At 62.3% G+C, this 17,100-nt stretch carries 16 protein-coding genes; 5 read left to right on the top strand and 11 right to left on the bottom strand.

The window, feature by feature from the left end:
• Nucleotides 1-157 precede the first annotated feature (157 nt).
• Together HMPREF3173_RS10730 and HMPREF3173_RS10725 are read left to right on the top strand one after the other, a co-directional pair.
• Nucleotides 158-1,348, top strand: a complete 1,191-nt coding sequence (locus HMPREF3173_RS10730; protein ID WP_070573002.1) for an MFS transporter — start codon at nt 158-160, stop codon at nt 1,346-1,348.
• A 167-nt stretch (nt 1,349-1,515) separates the two neighbouring features.
• Complete coding sequence (locus HMPREF3173_RS10725) at nt 1,516-4,992, top strand: hybrid sensor histidine kinase/response regulator (protein ID WP_070573000.1); 3,477 nt, start codon at nt 1,516-1,518, stop codon at nt 4,990-4,992.
• Here the strand turns inward: HMPREF3173_RS10725 and rmuC are convergent.
• Nucleotides 4,964-6,349 carry a DNA recombination protein RmuC gene (rmuC, locus tag HMPREF3173_RS10720; RefSeq protein WP_168166383.1) on the bottom strand — a complete coding sequence of 462 codons (1,386 nt, stop codon included), beginning with the start codon at nt 6,347-6,349 and terminating at the stop codon, nt 4,964-4,966. The genes HMPREF3173_RS10725 and rmuC overlap by 29 nt on opposite strands.
• Nucleotides 6,350-6,594: 245 nt before the next feature.
• Entirely contained in the window at nt 6,595-7,014 is a 420-nt protein-coding gene (locus HMPREF3173_RS10715) for a tetratricopeptide repeat protein (RefSeq protein ID WP_043215564.1), read from the bottom strand.
• A gap of 952 nt (nt 7,015-7,966) precedes the next feature.
• Here HMPREF3173_RS10715 and HMPREF3173_RS10710 point away from each other — a divergent pair.
• The 3 genes from HMPREF3173_RS10710 (at nt 7,967) to HMPREF3173_RS10700 (ending at nt 10,348) form a co-directional block, all read left to right on the top strand.
• Nucleotides 7,967-8,191 carry a hypothetical protein gene (locus tag HMPREF3173_RS10710; RefSeq protein ID WP_043215552.1) on the top strand — a complete coding sequence of 75 codons (225 nt, stop codon included), beginning with the start codon at nt 7,967-7,969 and terminating at the stop codon, nt 8,189-8,191.
• 249 nt (nt 8,192-8,440) lie between these two features.
• Complete coding sequence (locus tag HMPREF3173_RS10705; RefSeq protein WP_070572996.1) at nt 8,441-8,923, top strand: hypothetical protein; 483 nt, start codon at nt 8,441-8,443, stop codon at nt 8,921-8,923.
• 147 nt (nt 8,924-9,070) lie between these two features.
• Nucleotides 9,071-10,348 (top strand): OmpP1/FadL family transporter, encoded by a 1,278-nt coding sequence (locus tag HMPREF3173_RS10700; protein ID WP_043215732.1) that lies wholly within the window; start codon nt 9,071-9,073, stop codon nt 10,346-10,348.
• A gap of 105 nt (nt 10,349-10,453) precedes the next feature.
• Here HMPREF3173_RS10700 and HMPREF3173_RS10695 read toward each other — a convergent pair whose 3' ends face one another.
• From HMPREF3173_RS10695 to cobU, 9 genes are all read right to left on the bottom strand, one after another.
• Nucleotides 10,454-11,005, bottom strand: a complete 552-nt coding sequence (locus HMPREF3173_RS10695) for a glutathione peroxidase (RefSeq protein ID WP_070572995.1) — start codon at nt 11,003-11,005, stop codon at nt 10,454-10,456.
• 47 nt (nt 11,006-11,052) lie between these two features.
• Nucleotides 11,053-11,175, bottom strand: a complete 123-nt coding sequence (locus HMPREF3173_RS24975) for a hypothetical protein (protein ID WP_256544373.1) — start codon at nt 11,173-11,175, stop codon at nt 11,053-11,055.
• Complete coding sequence (locus tag HMPREF3173_RS10690; protein WP_070572993.1) at nt 11,172-12,374, bottom strand: MFS transporter; 1,203 nt, start codon at nt 12,372-12,374, stop codon at nt 11,172-11,174. The genes HMPREF3173_RS24975 and HMPREF3173_RS10690 overlap by 4 nt, the downstream gene beginning before the upstream one ends.
• A gap of 65 nt (nt 12,375-12,439) precedes the next feature.
• A complete protein-coding gene (locus HMPREF3173_RS10685) occupies nt 12,440-12,844 on the bottom strand; it encodes a MarR family winged helix-turn-helix transcriptional regulator (protein WP_070572991.1) in 405 nt (134 codons plus the stop codon).
• Between the two features lie 54 nt (nt 12,845-12,898).
• A complete protein-coding gene (locus HMPREF3173_RS10680; protein WP_083299992.1) occupies nt 12,899-14,077 on the bottom strand; it encodes a glycoside hydrolase family 5 protein in 1,179 nt (392 codons plus the stop codon).
• Between the two features lie 144 nt (nt 14,078-14,221).
• Nucleotides 14,222-14,959, bottom strand: a complete 738-nt coding sequence (locus tag HMPREF3173_RS10675; protein ID WP_070572989.1) for an adenosylcobinamide-GDP ribazoletransferase — start codon at nt 14,957-14,959, stop codon at nt 14,222-14,224.
• Nucleotide 14,960: 1 nt separating this feature from the next.
• Nucleotides 14,961-15,530 carry an alpha-ribazole phosphatase family protein gene (gene cobC, locus HMPREF3173_RS10670; protein ID WP_070572987.1) on the bottom strand — a complete coding sequence of 190 codons (570 nt, stop codon included), beginning with the start codon at nt 15,528-15,530 and terminating at the stop codon, nt 14,961-14,963.
• Nucleotides 15,527-16,582 (bottom strand): nicotinate-nucleotide--dimethylbenzimidazole phosphoribosyltransferase, encoded by a 1,056-nt coding sequence (gene cobT / locus HMPREF3173_RS10665; RefSeq protein WP_070572985.1) that lies wholly within the window; start codon nt 16,580-16,582, stop codon nt 15,527-15,529. The genes cobC and cobT overlap by 4 nt, the downstream gene beginning before the upstream one ends.
• Complete coding sequence (gene cobU / locus HMPREF3173_RS10660; protein WP_070572983.1) at nt 16,579-17,100, bottom strand: bifunctional adenosylcobinamide kinase/adenosylcobinamide-phosphate guanylyltransferase; 522 nt, start codon at nt 17,098-17,100, stop codon at nt 16,579-16,581. Before cobU ends, cobT begins: the two co-directional genes overlap by 4 nt.

Here is a 17,100-nt window from a genome sequence, read left to right as displayed (position 1 = left end):
GAAGCCACAAATCTGCATGGGAATGGGGCTCACTGGCAACCGGAAGAATGCGTGCGGCTATTTGCGACCGCCACGCCCTCCTCCACCGGACACACGACAAACCGTGTGCCTATCCTTATGCTTGGCCACTGGCACCACTCGACAACAAGGATGTCCGATGCTCGCCGCCCTATATCGCTACCCCACCCCCGTGCGCCTGCTGCTTGCGATCACGTTCGCACTGACCTTGGCCCGGGCGATTACCCTTCCTTACCTGGTGGTTTACCTGGCGGACAACTTCCAGTTGCCGGTCAGCCACATCGGGCTGCTGATCGGCGGCGCGCTGATCCTGGCGTCATTGCTGAGCCTGTATGGCGGACATCTGGTCGACACCCTGAGCAACTATGCCCTGCTAATCGGCGCCATGCTGACGTTCGCCCTGGCCTTCGTCGGCGCCATCGCCAGCCGCTGGGCCGCATTGTTCTTCCTGTGCCTGGTGCTGATCAACCTGGCCCTGGCGGTGGTCGACATCGCCGCCAAGGCAGGCTTTTGCACATTACTGCCAGTGTCCGAGCGGGCCGAGGTATTCGCCATAAAGTACACCTTGAGCAACATCGCCTATGCAGCAGGCCCTCTGCTCGGGGTGGCCCTGCTCGAGCTGAACGACCACCTGCCTTTTGTGGTGTCCGCAGCGATCGGCTTGGGCATGGCCCTTTTGTACCAGCGCCTGGGCGTGCGACAACTGAAGATAAGCGAGCCAAACCAGCCCGGCGCCGGCTTTGCCCAGGTCGGTCTGCAACTGGCGCGGGACCGTCGGCTGGTGTGTTTCACCCTAGGCGGCGTGCTCAGTGCCGTGGTGTTCGGACAGTTCACCGCCTACCTCTCCCAATACCTGGTGGTCACCACCAGCGCCAGCGAGGCAGCGAGGTTGGTGGGGTACCTTGTGACCACCAACGCCACCACGGTGATCGCACTGCAGTACCTGGTGGGCCGCCGCATCGACCGCCAGCGTCTGATGCCTTGGCTGATGGCCGGCATGACACTGTTCGTGCTCGGTCTGCTGGGCTTTTCCCTGGCAGGCTCGGTCATGGCCTGGTGCCTGGCGATGCTGGTGTTCACCTTGGGCGAGATCATCGTGATCCCGGCCGAATACATGTTCATCGACCTGATCGCGCCGGAGCACCTGCGCGGGGTCTATTATGGCGCGCAGAACCTCTCCAACCTCGGCGCGGCCCTGGGACCTGTGCTCGTCGGTTTCGCCCTGGGGCTGATGGTGCCGGTGGCAATCTTCTACCTGCTGGTGTTGTCGGTGATACTGGCGGCAGGGTTCTATTACCTGGGGACAAGAGGTGCGATGGAGCGGCCATGACGCCTTAATACGCCACCTGCTGTGCCAAGCCGGCGCCGACAGGGTCGTGACAAAGCCCAGGCCTGCGGCGTCCTGCCACTGCGACCATCGTCTGCGCTGACGAACCCCAGACTGCGTGCCAGACTGATTGATCGGGACCGCGTTTCCTTTTTTGCTCCGGAGTTTGCATGTCGTTGTCCAGTGGGCTGATCGCCGTGGTCGCCCTGGCCTATATGGCCATCATGTTCGCCATCGCCTTCTATGGCGACCGTCGCAGCACGCCATTGCCGCCACGCCTGCGCGCCTGGGTGTACAGCCTGTCGCTGGCGGTGTACTGCACAAGCTGGACCTTCTTCGGCGCGGTCGGCCAGGCTGCCGAACAGCTCTGGGCGTTCCTGCCAATCTATCTGGGGCCTGTGCTGCTGCTGGTCTTCGCGCCCTGGGTGGTGCAGAAGATGGTGCTGATCAGCAAGCAAGAGAACATCACCTCGATTGCCGACTTCATCGCCGCACGCTACGGCAAGTCCCAGTCGCTGGCGGTGGTGGTGGCGCTGATCTGCCTGGTAGGCGTGCTGCCTTACATCGCCTTGCAGCTCAAGGGCATCGTGCTCGGTGTCAATCTGCTGATCGGTGCCAACGCCGACGCCACTGGCCCCCGAGTGCAAGACACCGCACTGGTGATTTCGCTGGTGCTGGCATTATTTGCCATCGTCTTCGGCACGCGCAGCCTTGATGTCACCGAACACCACCGGGGCATGGTCCTGGCGATTGCCTTCGAATCCCTGGTCAAGCTGCTGGCCTTCCTCGCCGTCGGCGCGTTCGTCGTGTTCAATCTGTACGACGGCTTCGATGATTTGTTCACTCAGGCGCGACAGTCGGTGCATCTAGAAACCTACTGGCAGGAAACCGTCAACTGGCCTTCGATGGTGGTGCAGACTGCCGTGGCGATGATGGCCATCATCTGCCTGCCCCGCCAGTTCCATGTCACTGTGGTGGAAAACATCGAGCCTCAGGACATGCGTATGGCCCGCTGGGTGTTCCCCCTGTACCTGGCACTGGCCGCGCTGTTCGTGGTACCGATCGCCCTGGCCGGGCAGATGTTGCTGCCAGGCACGGTGATCTCCGACTCCTTCGTCATCAGCCTACCCTTGGCCGAGGCCCACCCGAGCCTGGCATTGCTGGCGTTCATCGGTGGTGCCTCAGCCGCCACCGGCATGGTCATCGTCGAGGCGGTGGCCTTGTCGACCATGGTATCCAACGACATGCTGCTGCCGTGGCTGCTGCGTCGCAAGAACGCCGAGCGGCCGTTCGAGGCGTTCCGCCACTGGATGCTCTCGGTGCGCCGAGTGACCATCGTTGCCATTCTCCTGCTGGCCTATGTCAGCTACCGTCTGCTGGGTTCCACCGCGAGCCTGGCGACCATCGGCCAGATCGCCTTCGCCGCCGTAACCCAATTGACGCCAGCCATGCTGGGGGCGCTGTATTGGAAGCAGGCCAACCGCCGCGGCGTATTCGCAGGCCTCGCGGCCGGGATATTCCTATGGTTCTACACCCTGGTGCTGCCGATCGCCGCCCACAGCCTGGGATGGTCACTGCAACTGTTCCCCGGCCTTGCCTGGCTGCACGGCAACCCGCTGAACCTGCCGATCACCCCACTGACCCAGGGTGTGGTGCTGTCCCTGGCGGGTAATTTCATCCTGTTCGCCTGGGTCTCGATCCTGTCGCGCACACGCGTCTCGGAGCACTGGCAGGCAGGCCGCTTCATCGGTCAACAGAGCAGCGCCAGGCCCAGCAACCGGTCGCTGCTGGCGGTACAGATCGACGATCTGCTCAAGCTGGCTGCGCGCTTTGTGGGCGAAGAGCGGGCGCGGCAGAGCTTCATTCGTTTCGCCTATCGCCAGGGCAAGGGCTTCAACCCCAACCAGAACGCCGACGGCGACTGGATCGAGCACACTGAGCGGCTGTTGGCGGGTGTGCTTGGCACCTCTTCGACCCGCGCAGTGGTCAAGGCGGCCATCGAAGGCCGAGAGATGCAGCTTGAAGACGTGGTTCGCATCGCCGACGAAGCCAGCGAGGTGCTGCAGTTCAACCGCGCCCTGCTGCAAGGCGCCATCGAGAACATCAACCAGGGCATCAGCGTGGTAGACCAGAACCTGCACTTGGTGGCCTGGAACCGCCGCTACCTGGAGTTGTTCAACTACCCCGACGGGCTGATCAGCGTGGGTCGGCCGATCGCCGACATCATCCGCTACAACGCCGAACGCGGCCTGTGCGGCCCAGGCGAGGCACAGGTGCATGTCGCACGCCGTCTGCACTGGATGCGCCAGGGCCGAGCACACACCTCCGAGCGGCTGTTCCCCAATGGCCGGGTCATCGAGTTGATCGGCAACCCCATGCCAGGCGGGGGCTTTGTCATGAGCTTCACCGACATCACGCCCTTCCGCGAAGCCGAACAGGCGCTCAAGGATGCCAACGAAAGCCTGGAGCAACGGGTAGCCGAACGGACCCAAGAACTCTCCCAGCTCAACCAGGCGTTATCGGAAGCCAAGAGCCGTGCCGAAGCGGTCAGTCAGTCCAAGACCCGCTTCCTGGCCGCGGTCAGCCATGACCTGATGCAGCCGCTCAATGCTGCGCGGCTGTTCTCCGCCGCCCTGTCGCAACAGGCTGAAGGCATGAACGAAGAGGCCCGGCAACTGGTGCAGCACATGGACAGCTCTCTGCGCTCGGCGGAGGAACTGATCAGCGACCTGCTGGACATCTCACGGCTGGAAAACGGCAAGATCACGCCCGATCCCAAGCCGTTCGCCCTCAACGAACTGTTCGATACCCTGGGTACCGAATTCAAGGTGCTGGCGGCGGAGAAGGGGTTGGAGTTCCGCCTGCGGGGCAGCCGGCTGCGGGTCGAAAGCGACATGAAACTGCTGCGCCGGGTGTTGCAGAACTTCCTGACCAACGCCCTACGGTACGGCAAGAGTCCGCTGCTGCTCGGCGTGCGCCGCCAGGGCGAGCGCCTGTGGCTGGAGGTCTGGGATCGAGGCCCGGGTATTGCCGACGACAAGTTGCAGGTGATCTTCCAAGAGTTCAAGCGCCTGGACAGTCACCAGACCCGCGCTGAAAAAGGCCTGGGCCTGGGCCTGGCAATCGCCGATGGCCTGTGCCGGGTGCTGGGGCATCCACTGGAAGTGCGCTCCTGGCCAGGCAAGGGCAGTGTCTTCAGGGTCAGCGTGCCGATCGCCCGAGCCCCGGCGCCCGAGACCCGCACGCCCGTGGAACAGGTCAGCCAGCCCCTGGCCGGCTTGCAGGTGCTGTGCGTGGACAACGAAGACAGCATTCTCCTGGGCATGAACAGCCTGCTCAGCCGCTGGGGCTGCCAGGTCTGGACGGCGCGCAACCGGGAACAATGCGAAGAGTTGCTGGCCCAAGGCATGCGCCCGCACCTGGCGCTGGTGGATTTCCACCTGGACGATGGCGAGACCGGTACCGAGCTGATGGCTTGGCTACGCACCCGCCTGGGCGAACCGGTGCCTGGCGTGGTGATCAGCGCGGACGGGCGCAACGAAACCATCGCCATGGTGCACGCCGCCGGCCTCGACTACCTGGCTAAACCAGTCAAGCCGGCGGCCTTGCGCGCCTTGCTCAATCGCCATCTGAGCCTGGTTCAGTAAGCGCTTCGCCAGCCGGCACACCCTCGGCAAGCGCCCGCTCGAGCAATTCGCCCGGCAGGCTCTTGCTGGCCCGGGCGCCAAGCAGTTTGAGTTGCTCGCTGCGGCTGACCAGGTTGCCGCGACCCTCGCAGAGTTTGTTGCGGGCAGCGGCATAGGCCTTGTCTACCTGCTGCAGGCGGCTGCCCAGTTCGTCCAGGTCCTGGATGAACAAGACGAATTTGTCGTACAGCCACCCGGCTCGCTCGGCGATTTCCCGGGCATTCTGGCTCTGGCGCTCCTGCTTCCACAGGCTGTCTATGACCCGCAAAGTCGCCAGCAAGGTGGTCGGGCTGACAATGACGATCTGCCGATCGAAGGCTTCCTGGAACAGGTTGGGCTCAGCCTGCAAGGCTGCCGAGAACGCCGCTTCTATGGGCACGAACAGCAGGACGAAATCCAGGCTGTGCAAACCGTCCAGACGATTGTAATCCTTGCTTGATAGCCCTTTGACATGGCTGCGCAGGGATTGAACGTGCTGCTTGAGGGCAGCCTGGGCGCGTTCGGCATCGGTGTCAGCCACAAACTGTTGGTAGGCCGTGAGGCTGACCTTGGCATCGACCACGACCTGTTTGTTGCCTGGCAGCATGATCAGCACGTCGGGCTGGTAACGCTCCCCGTCGGCACTCTTGAGGCTAACCTGGGTTTGGTACTCCCGCCCCTTCTCCAGCCCCGCATGCTCCAGCACCCGCTCGAGAATCAGCTCCCCCCAGTTGCCCTGGGTCTTCTGGCCCTTCAAGGCTTGAGTCAGGTTCGTGGCTTCATCCGACAGGCGCAAGTTGAGCTGCTGTAGGCGCTCGAGCTCCTTGCCCAGGGAAAAGCGCTCGCGCGCCTCTTGCTGGTAGCTTTCCTCAACGCGCTTCTCAAACGCCTGGATGCGTTCCTTGAGTGGGTCGAGCAACTGGCCCAGGTGCTGCTGGCTGGTCTGGGTGAAACGTTGTTCACGCTCATCGAAGATCTTGGTAGCCATCTCGGCGAACTGGGCACGCAAGGTATCGCGCGCCTCCTGCAGGTCTTCGAGACGCTGTTGGTGGCTTTCCTGCTGTTCACGCAGCTCGGCCTCCAGGCGTGCGGCCTGGGCCTCCAGGCGACGCTGCTCGGCTTCGCGATTGGCCCGCTCGAGCTGCCAGGCGTGGGCGGCATCACGGGCGTTGTCGCGATCGATCTGCAATAACTCGAGTTCTCGGGCCTGGGCCGCCAAGGTGGTCTGCTTGACCACGTTCGCCTCGCTCAGGTCGCTGATCTCATCACGGCAAGCCTCCAGTTGCGCTTGCAGACCTTCCTGGGCAAGTTGGGCGCTGGACAGGCGCTCTTGCACCAAGGCCAGCTCCGATTGCCTGGCCGACAGCTGTCGCTGCAACTGCAATGCCCAACCCAGGCAAGGGACGGCTGCGGCAACGAGGCCCAGCAGGATACTGGCAAGATCCACTGCCATAGCGACTCCAATCGATGTTCGACAATGCCGTGCAGCTTATCAGTTGAGGCTTTGGGTGGCTTTACCGCTCCTGCCACAAGGGTAAAGCCTGCTCCATCGCGGGCGTAGCAGGACTCTCCTGCGATAGGCGCTCAAACCGGAAGCAGCTGTCGGAGCAACCGCCGCGCCTCTTGCGACCCCTGCCCTGCCGCCAACTCCAACCAATAACGGGCCTGCTCCGGCTCGCTGGCCTGACACAGGCGACCATATTCGAGTTGCGCACGACGATCGCCCGCGCGCGCAGCCTGGCGCAACAGGTCATGACCGATGCGCCGGTCGCGGGCATTGCCGCACTCCCGGCAAAGCATCTGCCCCAGGCGGCTCTGGGCCACTACCACGCCCTGGCGCGCGGGTTGCTTTAACAGGCGGCCGGCCAGGTGCTTGACGTGCGTCTTGTCCCCCAGGCGTGGACTGTCGAGCAGCCACAGGGCCACTTTCAAGGAAAAGCGTTTGGAATAAGGCTCTGACGAAGAGACAGGAGGACTGGCGAGGTGTTTACCGCGAAACTTCATGACCAACAGCGAAGGCAACTCGAGAGGCGCGCCACTCTACTCTTTTTTTATCCGGATGACCCGGCGCTTTTGGGGCGAAGTAAAAAAATTTCTATGATCTTTTCTTGACGTTTTTTGAAGCCATGGTATCGCTTCTGGGCTGCCTCATGATTGTCGGACAATTCGAAAAACAGCTGGCACGCCCGTCCTAGAGCAAGCGCTCGGGACAATCCACAGAAGCTGTGGATAACTCGGTGGACAACCCCCCCTACGAGGCCTCAAAGCCCCATGAAATGGGGCTTTTGGTCAAACTGTCGATTTTTTCACCAGCAAAAATTAGTGTTTTTTTTCATTGACTTAAGCGCACAGTCAAGTCATTGGCGAGGCTCCCGTAGCCTGTTGCCAAGTTGTTACAAGTCGTTGTCAGTGTGTGCACAAGTGAGCGATTTAAAGCCATTTGGATGTCACTGGTGTAGGCATCGTCCCCACTGCCGGGCTGCGCCCCACTTCACAGTCAGTCAATTAAACGCCATACTGCTCGGCTAGCCTGGCAAAACACGAAATCGCTTGCCAGGTACAGATGGTTAGGGTAGGGTGCTCACCGTTAGTACCCAGCTGAAAGTCAATTCTGGCCAACAGTGTCCTTGCAGTGCCTCGCTCGACCCAACGAGTAGCCATTGCTGAAACCAGGACCGGCCCTTTCGATGATTCCCAGGCAGCCCCGCTGCTCCATCACGAATCACGTAACAGATTGATCGGGATTCTTCACCCAGAGGCCTCGAACCTTGGTCCTGGCGTGCCTTGCCCGCCTTCTGATGTACCTACCAGTCAGCCCAGCGCCCACATTTTGCTTGCGCCTCCTCTGGCTGCCCTGTTCCAGTCAGGTTCTTCGTCCCTTAATAAAGGCGTCACTGGAACGTTTCTAAGATGCACGGATCGAACCCCGTGTTAAATGCAGGAACATCCAAACAATATGAATACTCATCATCAGATCCAATCCGCCATCGGCACCCTGTCCCAGGCCTTCGCCCCCTTGAAGTGCCTCATCGTCGCACCTCGCAAGGGCAGCTTCAGCTTCACCCTGGTCGACGAGCATGGCGTCGCGTGCCATACCGAACGTCTGTACCCCGAGCAGTACAACCGCAGCGCGCCGCTGCAGGCCATCATCGAGCGCACTCGCCAGTCGTTGGCCGCGTGAACGACATATACCCATGTATTCACACGCTCGGTAACCCCTTCGCTTGCCAGCCTGATCGTTCTTGGCGTAATTGCTACAAGGCATATACGCCGAGGCGTCCGGCAGCAATCGATTTAAAAACAGCCCTTTACACCACGATTATCACACTACACTTCAACTCGAGCGGTGCGAGCCGCTTCCGGCGGGCCTGATCAATTCACCAGCTGCCAAGCTCCAGCGCCCGTCGGCCCTTAACTGATCGAGGGCATCATGGGCATCGCAGCGAAAGAGTTGTGTCAGTATGTGATCCGACCGACCCTGATCTACCTGGATCGTCATTGCGAAAGCGCCGAAGCCTTGCTGCTGGGCGTGGCCGCTAGCCAGTCGGCACTCGGCTCGGCATTGCACGACAGGCGCGGTCACGGCCTCTACCGAATCGGCGAAACTCGACATCAGGCCCTCTGGGACGACTACCTGGCACGCGATCCGGATCTGGCGAGCCTGGTCCGCGGCCTGGCCAGCCAACATGCATTCCTTCGCGGTCCTCACCTAGAACTTGCAGTCAACCTGCGTTACTCCACCGCGATCGCCTGGATGCTCATCGAAGAGCAGGCCCCTCGATTGCCAGCTGCCGATGACCTGTTGGGACTGGCGCGCATCTGGCGCCAAATCTTCCACCCCCAAGGGCGCCTGCGCGATTTCACCCACGCTTGGCATCTTTGTGTGAACCCCATTCTTTCGGAAGCATCTTAAGAGGTGCCTTACAAATTAACCGGAAAAAAGGGAATTTTGGTCGGATTGTCCTACAAAACTACACGAACTGCTGCGATTGAGCCTATAGCGCAGCACGTAAATTGTTGGTAGCTTTTCGCCCCGGAGAACCCAAGGAGTTTCACAATAATGAAAAAAGCAATGCTCAAAACCTCCCTCGGTGTAGCTGTCGCCCTCGCATCCAGCCAACTGTTCGCAGCAGGTTTCGCCCTCAACGAACAAAGCGTCAGCGGTATGGGGACAGGTTTCGCAGGGCGTTCGTCTTCTGCCGAAGATGCCAGCACTGTCTATGGCAACCCTGCCGGCATGTCGCGCCTGAAGCGCGAACAAGTTACCGTCGGCGGAGCTGCCGTCATCGCCAAGACCGATATCTCGGGTCGCGGAAGTAACTACGGGGGTGAGACTGACGGTGACATGGTGCCAACCGTCGGCGTACCAATGGGTTACTACGTCAAGCCGATCGATGACCACTGGAGCGTAGGCTTCGGTGTGTATGTACCCTTCGGCCTGATCACCGACTACGGTGGAGATGATGCCGCACGTTACTGGGGCAAGAAGAGCAAAGTCGAGGTCGTAACATTCCAGCCGACCGTCAGCTATGCATTCAACGACAAGGTGTCGATTGGCTTTGGCCCGACCATCAACCGTATCAAGGGTGAACTGGGTTCGAACCTCAGCAGCCAGGCCTTTGCTGGCCCGGGCTCTCGCGATGGCGAAGTCAAGATCAAGGGCGACGATACCGCCGTGGGCTACAACATCGGTGTACTGGTACAGGCCACTGATCGCACCCGCCTGGGCCTGACCTACCATTCGATGGTCGACTACAAGCTCGAAGGCAACACCCGCGTTTCATACCCTCTGCCCATCGGCCTGAGCGGCAAGTTCGACGCCAGTCTGAAGATCAAGACCCCTGAGTCGGTAGATTTCTCCATTACTCACGAACTGGATGACAACTGGACGCTGTATGCCGGTAGCACCTGGACTCGTTGGAGCCGTCTGGAAAACATTACTGTCGAGAACGAGGCTCCCGCAGGCTATCCGCTCAAGACCATCACCGAAGAGCAGAACTGGCACGACACCTGGGCCCACGCCATTGGCGCAGCCTACAAGGTGAACAAGGAGTGGACCCTGCGCGCAGGCTTCTCCGTCGACCAGTCGCCAACCAACAACCACGACCGTTCGCCACGTATCCCGACTGGCGATCGCAAGGCGGTCAGCTTCGGTGCTGGCTGGAGCCCGAACGACGACATGACCATCGACGTGGCTTACTCCTACCTGTGGGAAGAAGACACCAAGGTCAACAATCGTCCGGACTCCCTGCAGGAAGGCGCTTTGAAGGGCAGCTACCAGGCCAAGTACGAAAACAGCGCTCACGGCATCGGTGCATCCCTCACCTACCGCTTCTGAGTTGCACCCGCTACATGAAGAAACCGCCCTCGTGGCGGTTTTTTCATGCCTGTACCAACCCAGGCTCGGCCAACGTGGGATCAACGCCCCCACGCGCACTGAACATCATGGCTGGGAAGCGATGGCTTTTTCGATCGCTGCCTGGAAGGCGGGGTCGTCAGGCTTGGTCAGGCTGGAGAAGTTGGCGATCACCTTGCCCTGGCGATCTACCACGTACTTGTAGAAATTCCATTTCGGCGCACTGCTCTGACGCGCCAGCTCAACGAACAAGGGCACCGCATCCTTGCCACGCACAGCCTGGGCCTTGGTCATGGTGAAGGTCACGCCATAGTTGGCGTAGCACACCTTGGCGGTCTTCTCACTGTCGGCATCTTCCTGCTTGAAGTCGTTCGAAGGCACGCCGAGCATTTCCAGGCCCTTTTCGTGGTAAGCCTTGTAGGTCGACTCCAACCCCTCGAACTGCGGCGCAAAACCGCAATAGCTGGCGGTATTGACCACCACCAGCGGTTTGCCGGCAAAGCGCTCACACAAATCGATCTGCTCCTTGCCACGCAGTTCGGGCAGGCTGCCTTGCAGCAAGGCGGGGCAATCGGCCGCCCAACTGGACGAAGCGGCGGCAAGAACCAGTAACGAGAGGGTAAACCTGCGTAGAGACATCGTCGGCACTCCTGCAAGATGAAAATCCGTTACCTGCAGGGTAGCGCCTAACAAACGCCCATGCCCAACTGCATCAACGCCAGACCACCCTCATGCCAGCCCCACCATGCCAGTGCCAGCAGCACGAACGCGCCTGCTGCCAGCAACCCGCGCGTCAGGGAGCGGTTCATGCTGGCTGGGCCTGCAGGCGTGCCACAGGACGCTCGCGCACAGGCCAGTTCAGGGCAGCAGCCAACACGCTCAACAGAATCGAGATCTGCCAGACCAGCTCGTAGCTGCCGGTACGGTCATACACCACGCCGCCCAGCCAACCACCGAGGAAGGCGCCCAACTGATGGAACAGGAAGACGATGCCACCGAGCATGGACAGGTTACGTACACCGAACACTGTGGCCACGGTGCCATTGGTCAGCGGGACCGTGGACAACCACAAAAGCCCCATGGCGATGCCAAACAGATAAGCACTGACCTGAGTCACCGGCGCCCACAGGAACAACACGATCACCACCGCCCGCAACAGGTACAAGCCCGTGAGCAAACGCGGTTTGGACATGCGCCCGCCCAACCAACCGGCGGTGTAGGTACCGACGATATTGAACAGCCCGACCAACGCCAGCACGGTGGTGCCGGTGGTCGCCGGCAGATGCTGGTCCACCAGGTAGGCCGGCAGATGTACGCCGATGAACACCACCTGGAAACCGCAGACGAAAAAGCCCAGCGCCAGCAACCAGAACCCTGAATGCGAACACGCCTCGCGCAGCGCCTGGCCGAGTGTCTGCTCGGTACCGTGATTCGGAAGCGGTCGATCACGCAACAGGCCCACGAACGGCACGATCAAAGCCACCAGAAGGCCCAGTACCAGCAAGGCCGCCGACCAACCCAGCCACTGGATCAGGCCGAGCGTCCCCGGCAGCATGGCGAATTGGCCGAATGAGCCGGCGGCACTGGCGATACCCATGGCCAGGCTGCGTTTTTCCGCCGGGACCGCGCGTCCCACAACCCCGAGAATGACCGAGAAGGATGTACCGGACAGCCCAATGCCGATCAGCAGACCCGCGCTTAGCGAGAGCGACCAGGCCGAGTCGGCCATGCCCATCAATACCAGCCCAACGGTGTAGAGAATCCCGCCGATGATCACGACCCGCGCGGCGCCCAGGCGGTCAGCCAGGGCCCCGGCAAAGGGCTGGGCCAGGCCCCAGATCAGATTCTGCAGGGCAATGGCGAAGGCGAACACTTCCCTTCCCCAGCCGAACTCGGAACTCATGGGCGCCAGGAACAGGCCAAAGCCATGCCGCACCCCCAGGGACAACGCCAAAATCAGCGCCGCCCCCAACAATACCCACCCGCTGGTTCGCCATACCGAGGTCATCGTCGTTCTCTCCAGCACATCGCAAGGTTCATGCGGGTATATACCCACTTATTAGTTGTAAAACATCAGGCCAGGCGTTCCAGCAGCCCGATCAGCACGTCCCGCTGCCCTTCGCCCAATCGCTCGATCAATTTCCGCTGAGCCTGTTCCCACGCGGGGTGCGCAGCGCGCAACAACGCTTCGCCCGTCGCGCTCAGGAGCACCAGGCGATTGCGTTGGTCATCGCCATCGGACAGCTTCACCAGCCCTTCAGCCTCCAGCACGCGCAAGTTGCGCCCTAGGGTGCTGCGGTCCAGGCCCATGGCTTCGGCCAGGGTGGTGATGCTTGGCCGATCGAGCCGCTGCAGGTGACGTAACAGGGAAAACTGCGCGACATTGACACCGAAGCCGGCAAGGGCTTCGTCGTAGTGCCGGCTCACCCCGCGGGCGGCGCGGCGCAGATGGGTACAGATGCATTCACTGGTCAGCATGAGTGCGTGTATATACCCGCATCCGAAATGTTGCAATAAATTTCAAAGTTGATGTTATGGCGCCAACCGCCGGCGAATCGGCTCGAACTCAGCCGTGGCCTGGCGGGCCAGCGGATCAGGTTCATCCTTTTCGATCGCCTGCCAGTAGCGCCAGGGGACCTTGGTCGCGCCCAGTTCGTAGTCCATGCCGTCCCAGTTGTCTTCCCGGAAGCTGTAGAAGGCCCAGTGCAGTTGCTGCTTGTCCAAGACAGTGAGGACATCCTCGAGGTATTGCTTGCAACCGGCCAGTCGGCGCATGCAGCCGAACTCCCCCACCACCAGACGAGAGCGGGGAACCCCCATCGCATCCGCCCAATCCAGCGGCTTTTGAAGATAAGCCGCTACCCGTTCACCATCCCATCGTTCACGCTTGCCGCCGAAGGGTGCCGGCCCCGGATAGGGAATCGGCTGCTTGCGCGCCATGTTCGGCGCGCTGGTGGCCGAGTACGGCTCATACATGTGCACGCTGTAGAGCACTCGCCCATCCGCCAAAGCCGCCGGCCAATAGCCGAAGGCATCGGCTGCTGCGTACCAGCCGGCATCGACCATGATCGGGGTGGTCGCATCCACCTCACGAATTGCCGCCACCAGCTCGCGATACAGGGCCGGCAGATCACGCGGCCCACCCTGCTCGCCGGCGTACCACTGCTGCATACGCTGCTGCTCGGCATGCTCGGCCAGGCCGGCATTGCGCTCTGGCGCAGGCTCGTTGATCAAGTTGTAGGCCGCCACGGCAGGGTGATCCTTCAGTGCCTGGGCAAGGTCGCGCCAGAAGTTGACCGCCTGGGCCCAGTAGCGCTTGTCCTGCCAGAGTCGGTCGTCGAACTGGCCTTGGTTGTTTTGTGACCAGCGCATGCCCGGCAACGAAAGCGGGGCGATCACCACCTTCAGACCTGCGGCATGGGCGTTGTCCAGCACGGTCTTCAACTGCGCCAGATCTTGCTGTGAAAGACTGTTGTAGGCGTCAGCATCACCGAGCAGAAAGTCACGCCCCTCAGGCTTCCACTTGTCGTATGACAACCGCACCCAGGTGGCGCCGTAGCCACTCAGTGCCTGGAAGTAGGATTGATCGGGAGGCAAACGATTGAAGCTGTTGCCGCCATGGCGGGGGGTGTTCCAGAAATCGATGAGGTCTGCAGCGTTGGCCGGCAGGCTTGCCAGTGCCAAGAGGCTGGCGAACATCCAATGGCGCATGCGAGGGCTCCCTGATCTATGAGTCGGCCCGTGAGCATACGCCCGCCTCGCCAGGGAAACCGTTCAGCAACATTGCGGGAAGTTGCATGGTGTCGTTGTGTCAGGCCTTTGCACGTGAAAAATCCAGCTTTGACAACAGAGACCTCAATGCCCCGACAACGCCAGCCCCAATACCACCGTCAGTTCCAAGAGCTCCAACAGAGCCCCGGCGGTGTCCCCTGTGGTCCCGCCCAGGCGTCGGCACATCAGGTGACGAATCCAGAAAAAGACCACGACCGACACCAGCAGCACCCACAGCACCGTCGAACCACCGAACAGCACGCAGACCAGCGCACTGGCAACCAGAATCCAGCCCGCCGCCTGCCTGGGCAGATGGTCGGCCAGCGCCTGGCCAAGTCCTCCCGGTCGCACATAAGGGGTGCCCATGAACAGCCCCAGCAAGGCAGCCCGGCCGACCACTGGGGCCAATACCAGCCAGGCACCTGCATCGCGCTCCACCAGCACCCAGAGAGCGCAGAACTTGAGCAACAGCACCAGTACCACGGTTACGACTGCGATCGGTCCGCTGCGTGGGTCCTTCATGATCTGCAAGGTGCGCTCGCGATCACCAAAGCCCCCCAGCCAGGCGTCGGCAGTGTCGGCCAGGCCGTCCAGATGCAGCGCACCACTGAGCAGCACCCACAGTGTGAGCAGCAAGGCCGCGTGCAAGGGCGCGGCGACACCTGCGAGCCAATGACTGGCCAACCACAGCAGCAGGCCGAACAGCAGGCCGATCACCGGGTAAAACAACAACGAACGGCCCATCTGCCGAGGCTCCGGCATCCCCGGCAAGCGCACCGGCAAACTGCTGAGAAACTGCAGGGCGATCCAGAACGGCAGCACTTCAGCCCTCCTCACGCAACTGGCCATCGCTCGCCAGGCGCAAGCGCCGCAACGCCCCGTGCCCGACCTCGACTTGAAGCAGCTGTTCACGCGGCAGGCCGCGGGCACGCGCCAGCAGCAGCCGCATCACGCCGCCATGGGTGACCATCAACACGCGCTTGCCCAGGTGCTGCCTGCCCAAGTCGTCGACGGCCGCGAGCACCCGCTCGGCAAATGCACTCACTGGCTCGCCATTGGGCGGCGTGTAGCCATACGGGTCGGCCCAGAAGCGCCCCAGGTCATCCGCTTGTTCCTGCATGATCTGCGTAGCACTACGCCCTTCCCAATCCCCAAAGTGCAGCTCACGCACGCCAGCTTCGCGTTGCACCGGCAGCACCAGTCTCGCGCCGAGCTCATCGGCAAACTGTGCGCAGCGACGCAGCGGGGAACTGACCAGCACGTCCCAGGGCCCCGCATCGGCTACCGCTTCGCGCATCTGTGCCCAACCGCGCTCGGTCAAGGCGTCGTCCAGGCTACCGCGCAGGCCACCGCCCAATTCGGTTTCGCCGTGGCGTAGCAGGTCGAGCCTCATGCCGAGCGATCCGCCACTGCGGCCTCGGCGAAGGTCGCCATCTGCCCGTGCAAGGCGCAGGCCAGACGCATCAGCGGCACGGCCAATGCCGCACCGCTGCCCTCGCCCAGCCGCAAGCCGAGGGCCAGCAGCGGGGTCGCTTGCAGCGCTTCGAGCAATGCCCGATGTCCCGGCTCCGCGCCCTGGTGAGCGAACAGCAGCCAAGGTCGGCAATCAGGGTTCAGGCGCACCGCCACCAGGGCAGCGACACTGCAGATGAAGCCGTCCACCAACACCGCCACCCCCTGCTGGGCACAGGCCAGGTAAGCACCGACCAGCGCGGCGATTTCAAAACCACCGACACAGGCCAGGGCCTGCAGCGGGTCGTCGGCACGCAAGCCGTGCAGCGCCAGGGCACGCTCGATCACCTGCGCCTTGTGCCGCACGCCGAGAGCATCCAGACCGGTACCCGGACCGCTCAGGGCCTGCGCCGAGCACTCCAACAGGACACTGGCCAACGCAGCTGCGGCGGTGGTGTTGCCGATGCCCATTTCACCACCAATGAACAACGTGGCGCCCAGCTCGGCGGCACGCAACGCACTGTCGCGCCCGGCTGCGAGCGCCGCCTGCCATTGCGCCTCGGTCATCGCCGGTTGGCGGGCGAAGTTGGCAGTGCCGGCGCCCAGGCGCAGATGGCGTACCCCAGGCAAGGCAAGCTCAAGATCGATGGTGCCCAGATCGACCACGTCCAAAGTGGCCTGAAGTTGGCGCGCCAGTACGCTGATCGCCGCGCCACCCCCGACAAAATTGCGCAGCATCTGGCCGGTCACCGCTTGTGGATACGCGGAGATGCCCTCCTCCACCACCCCGTGGTCACCTGCGAAGATCGTAATGGCCACCCGTTCCAGGGTCGGTCGCTCACAGCCTTGCAGGCCCGCCAGTTGCACGGCCAGGCCTTCCAGTTGACCGAGCGAGCCGGCCGGCTTGGTCAGTTGCTGCTGACGGGCACGGGCCTGCTCCATGGCGGCGCTGTCGAGGGGTTGGCAGGCGTCACGCCACCAGGGTTGAGTCATAGGGAGGGTCCTTTGAGCATGAGAGGAAGGCCAGCCACGGTCAGTACCACGCGCTCGCAGCGCTCGGCCACCGCCTGGTGCAGCCAGCCGGCCTGGTCGACATAGCGACGGGTCAGCTCGCCCATGGGCACCACGCCCAGGCCGGTTTCGTTGCTGACCAGGATGATGGTGCCTGGCAGTGTCTCCAGGCATTCGAGCAGCGCATCGCGCTCCTGGGCCAGGCGTGTGTCGTCGTCCAGCATCAGCAGGTTGGTCAGCCACAGGGTCAGGCAGTCCACCAGCAGGCAGCGCCCTTCGGCGGCTTCGGCACGCAGCACGCTGGCCAAGGCCAAGGGCTCTTCGATCAGCGCCCAATCGACGGGGCGACGTTGGCGATGCAGTTGCACGCGCTCGTTCATCTCACCGTCCAGCGGCTCGCTGGTGGCGATATAGGTCACCGGCAGGCCGCTGGCCTGGGCCAATTGCTCGGCCAGGCGGCTCTTGCCGGAGCGGGCACCGCCCAGGATCAGGTTGCGCAT

It is taken from the genome of Pseudomonas sp. HMSC08G10, from assembly GCF_001808425.1.
Taxonomy (GTDB): Bacteria; Pseudomonadota; Gammaproteobacteria; order Pseudomonadales; family Pseudomonadaceae; genus Aquipseudomonas; species Aquipseudomonas guariconensis.
Note: the sequence above shows the minus strand (reverse complement) of the source record. Positions and strands in the feature narration are given on the sequence as shown.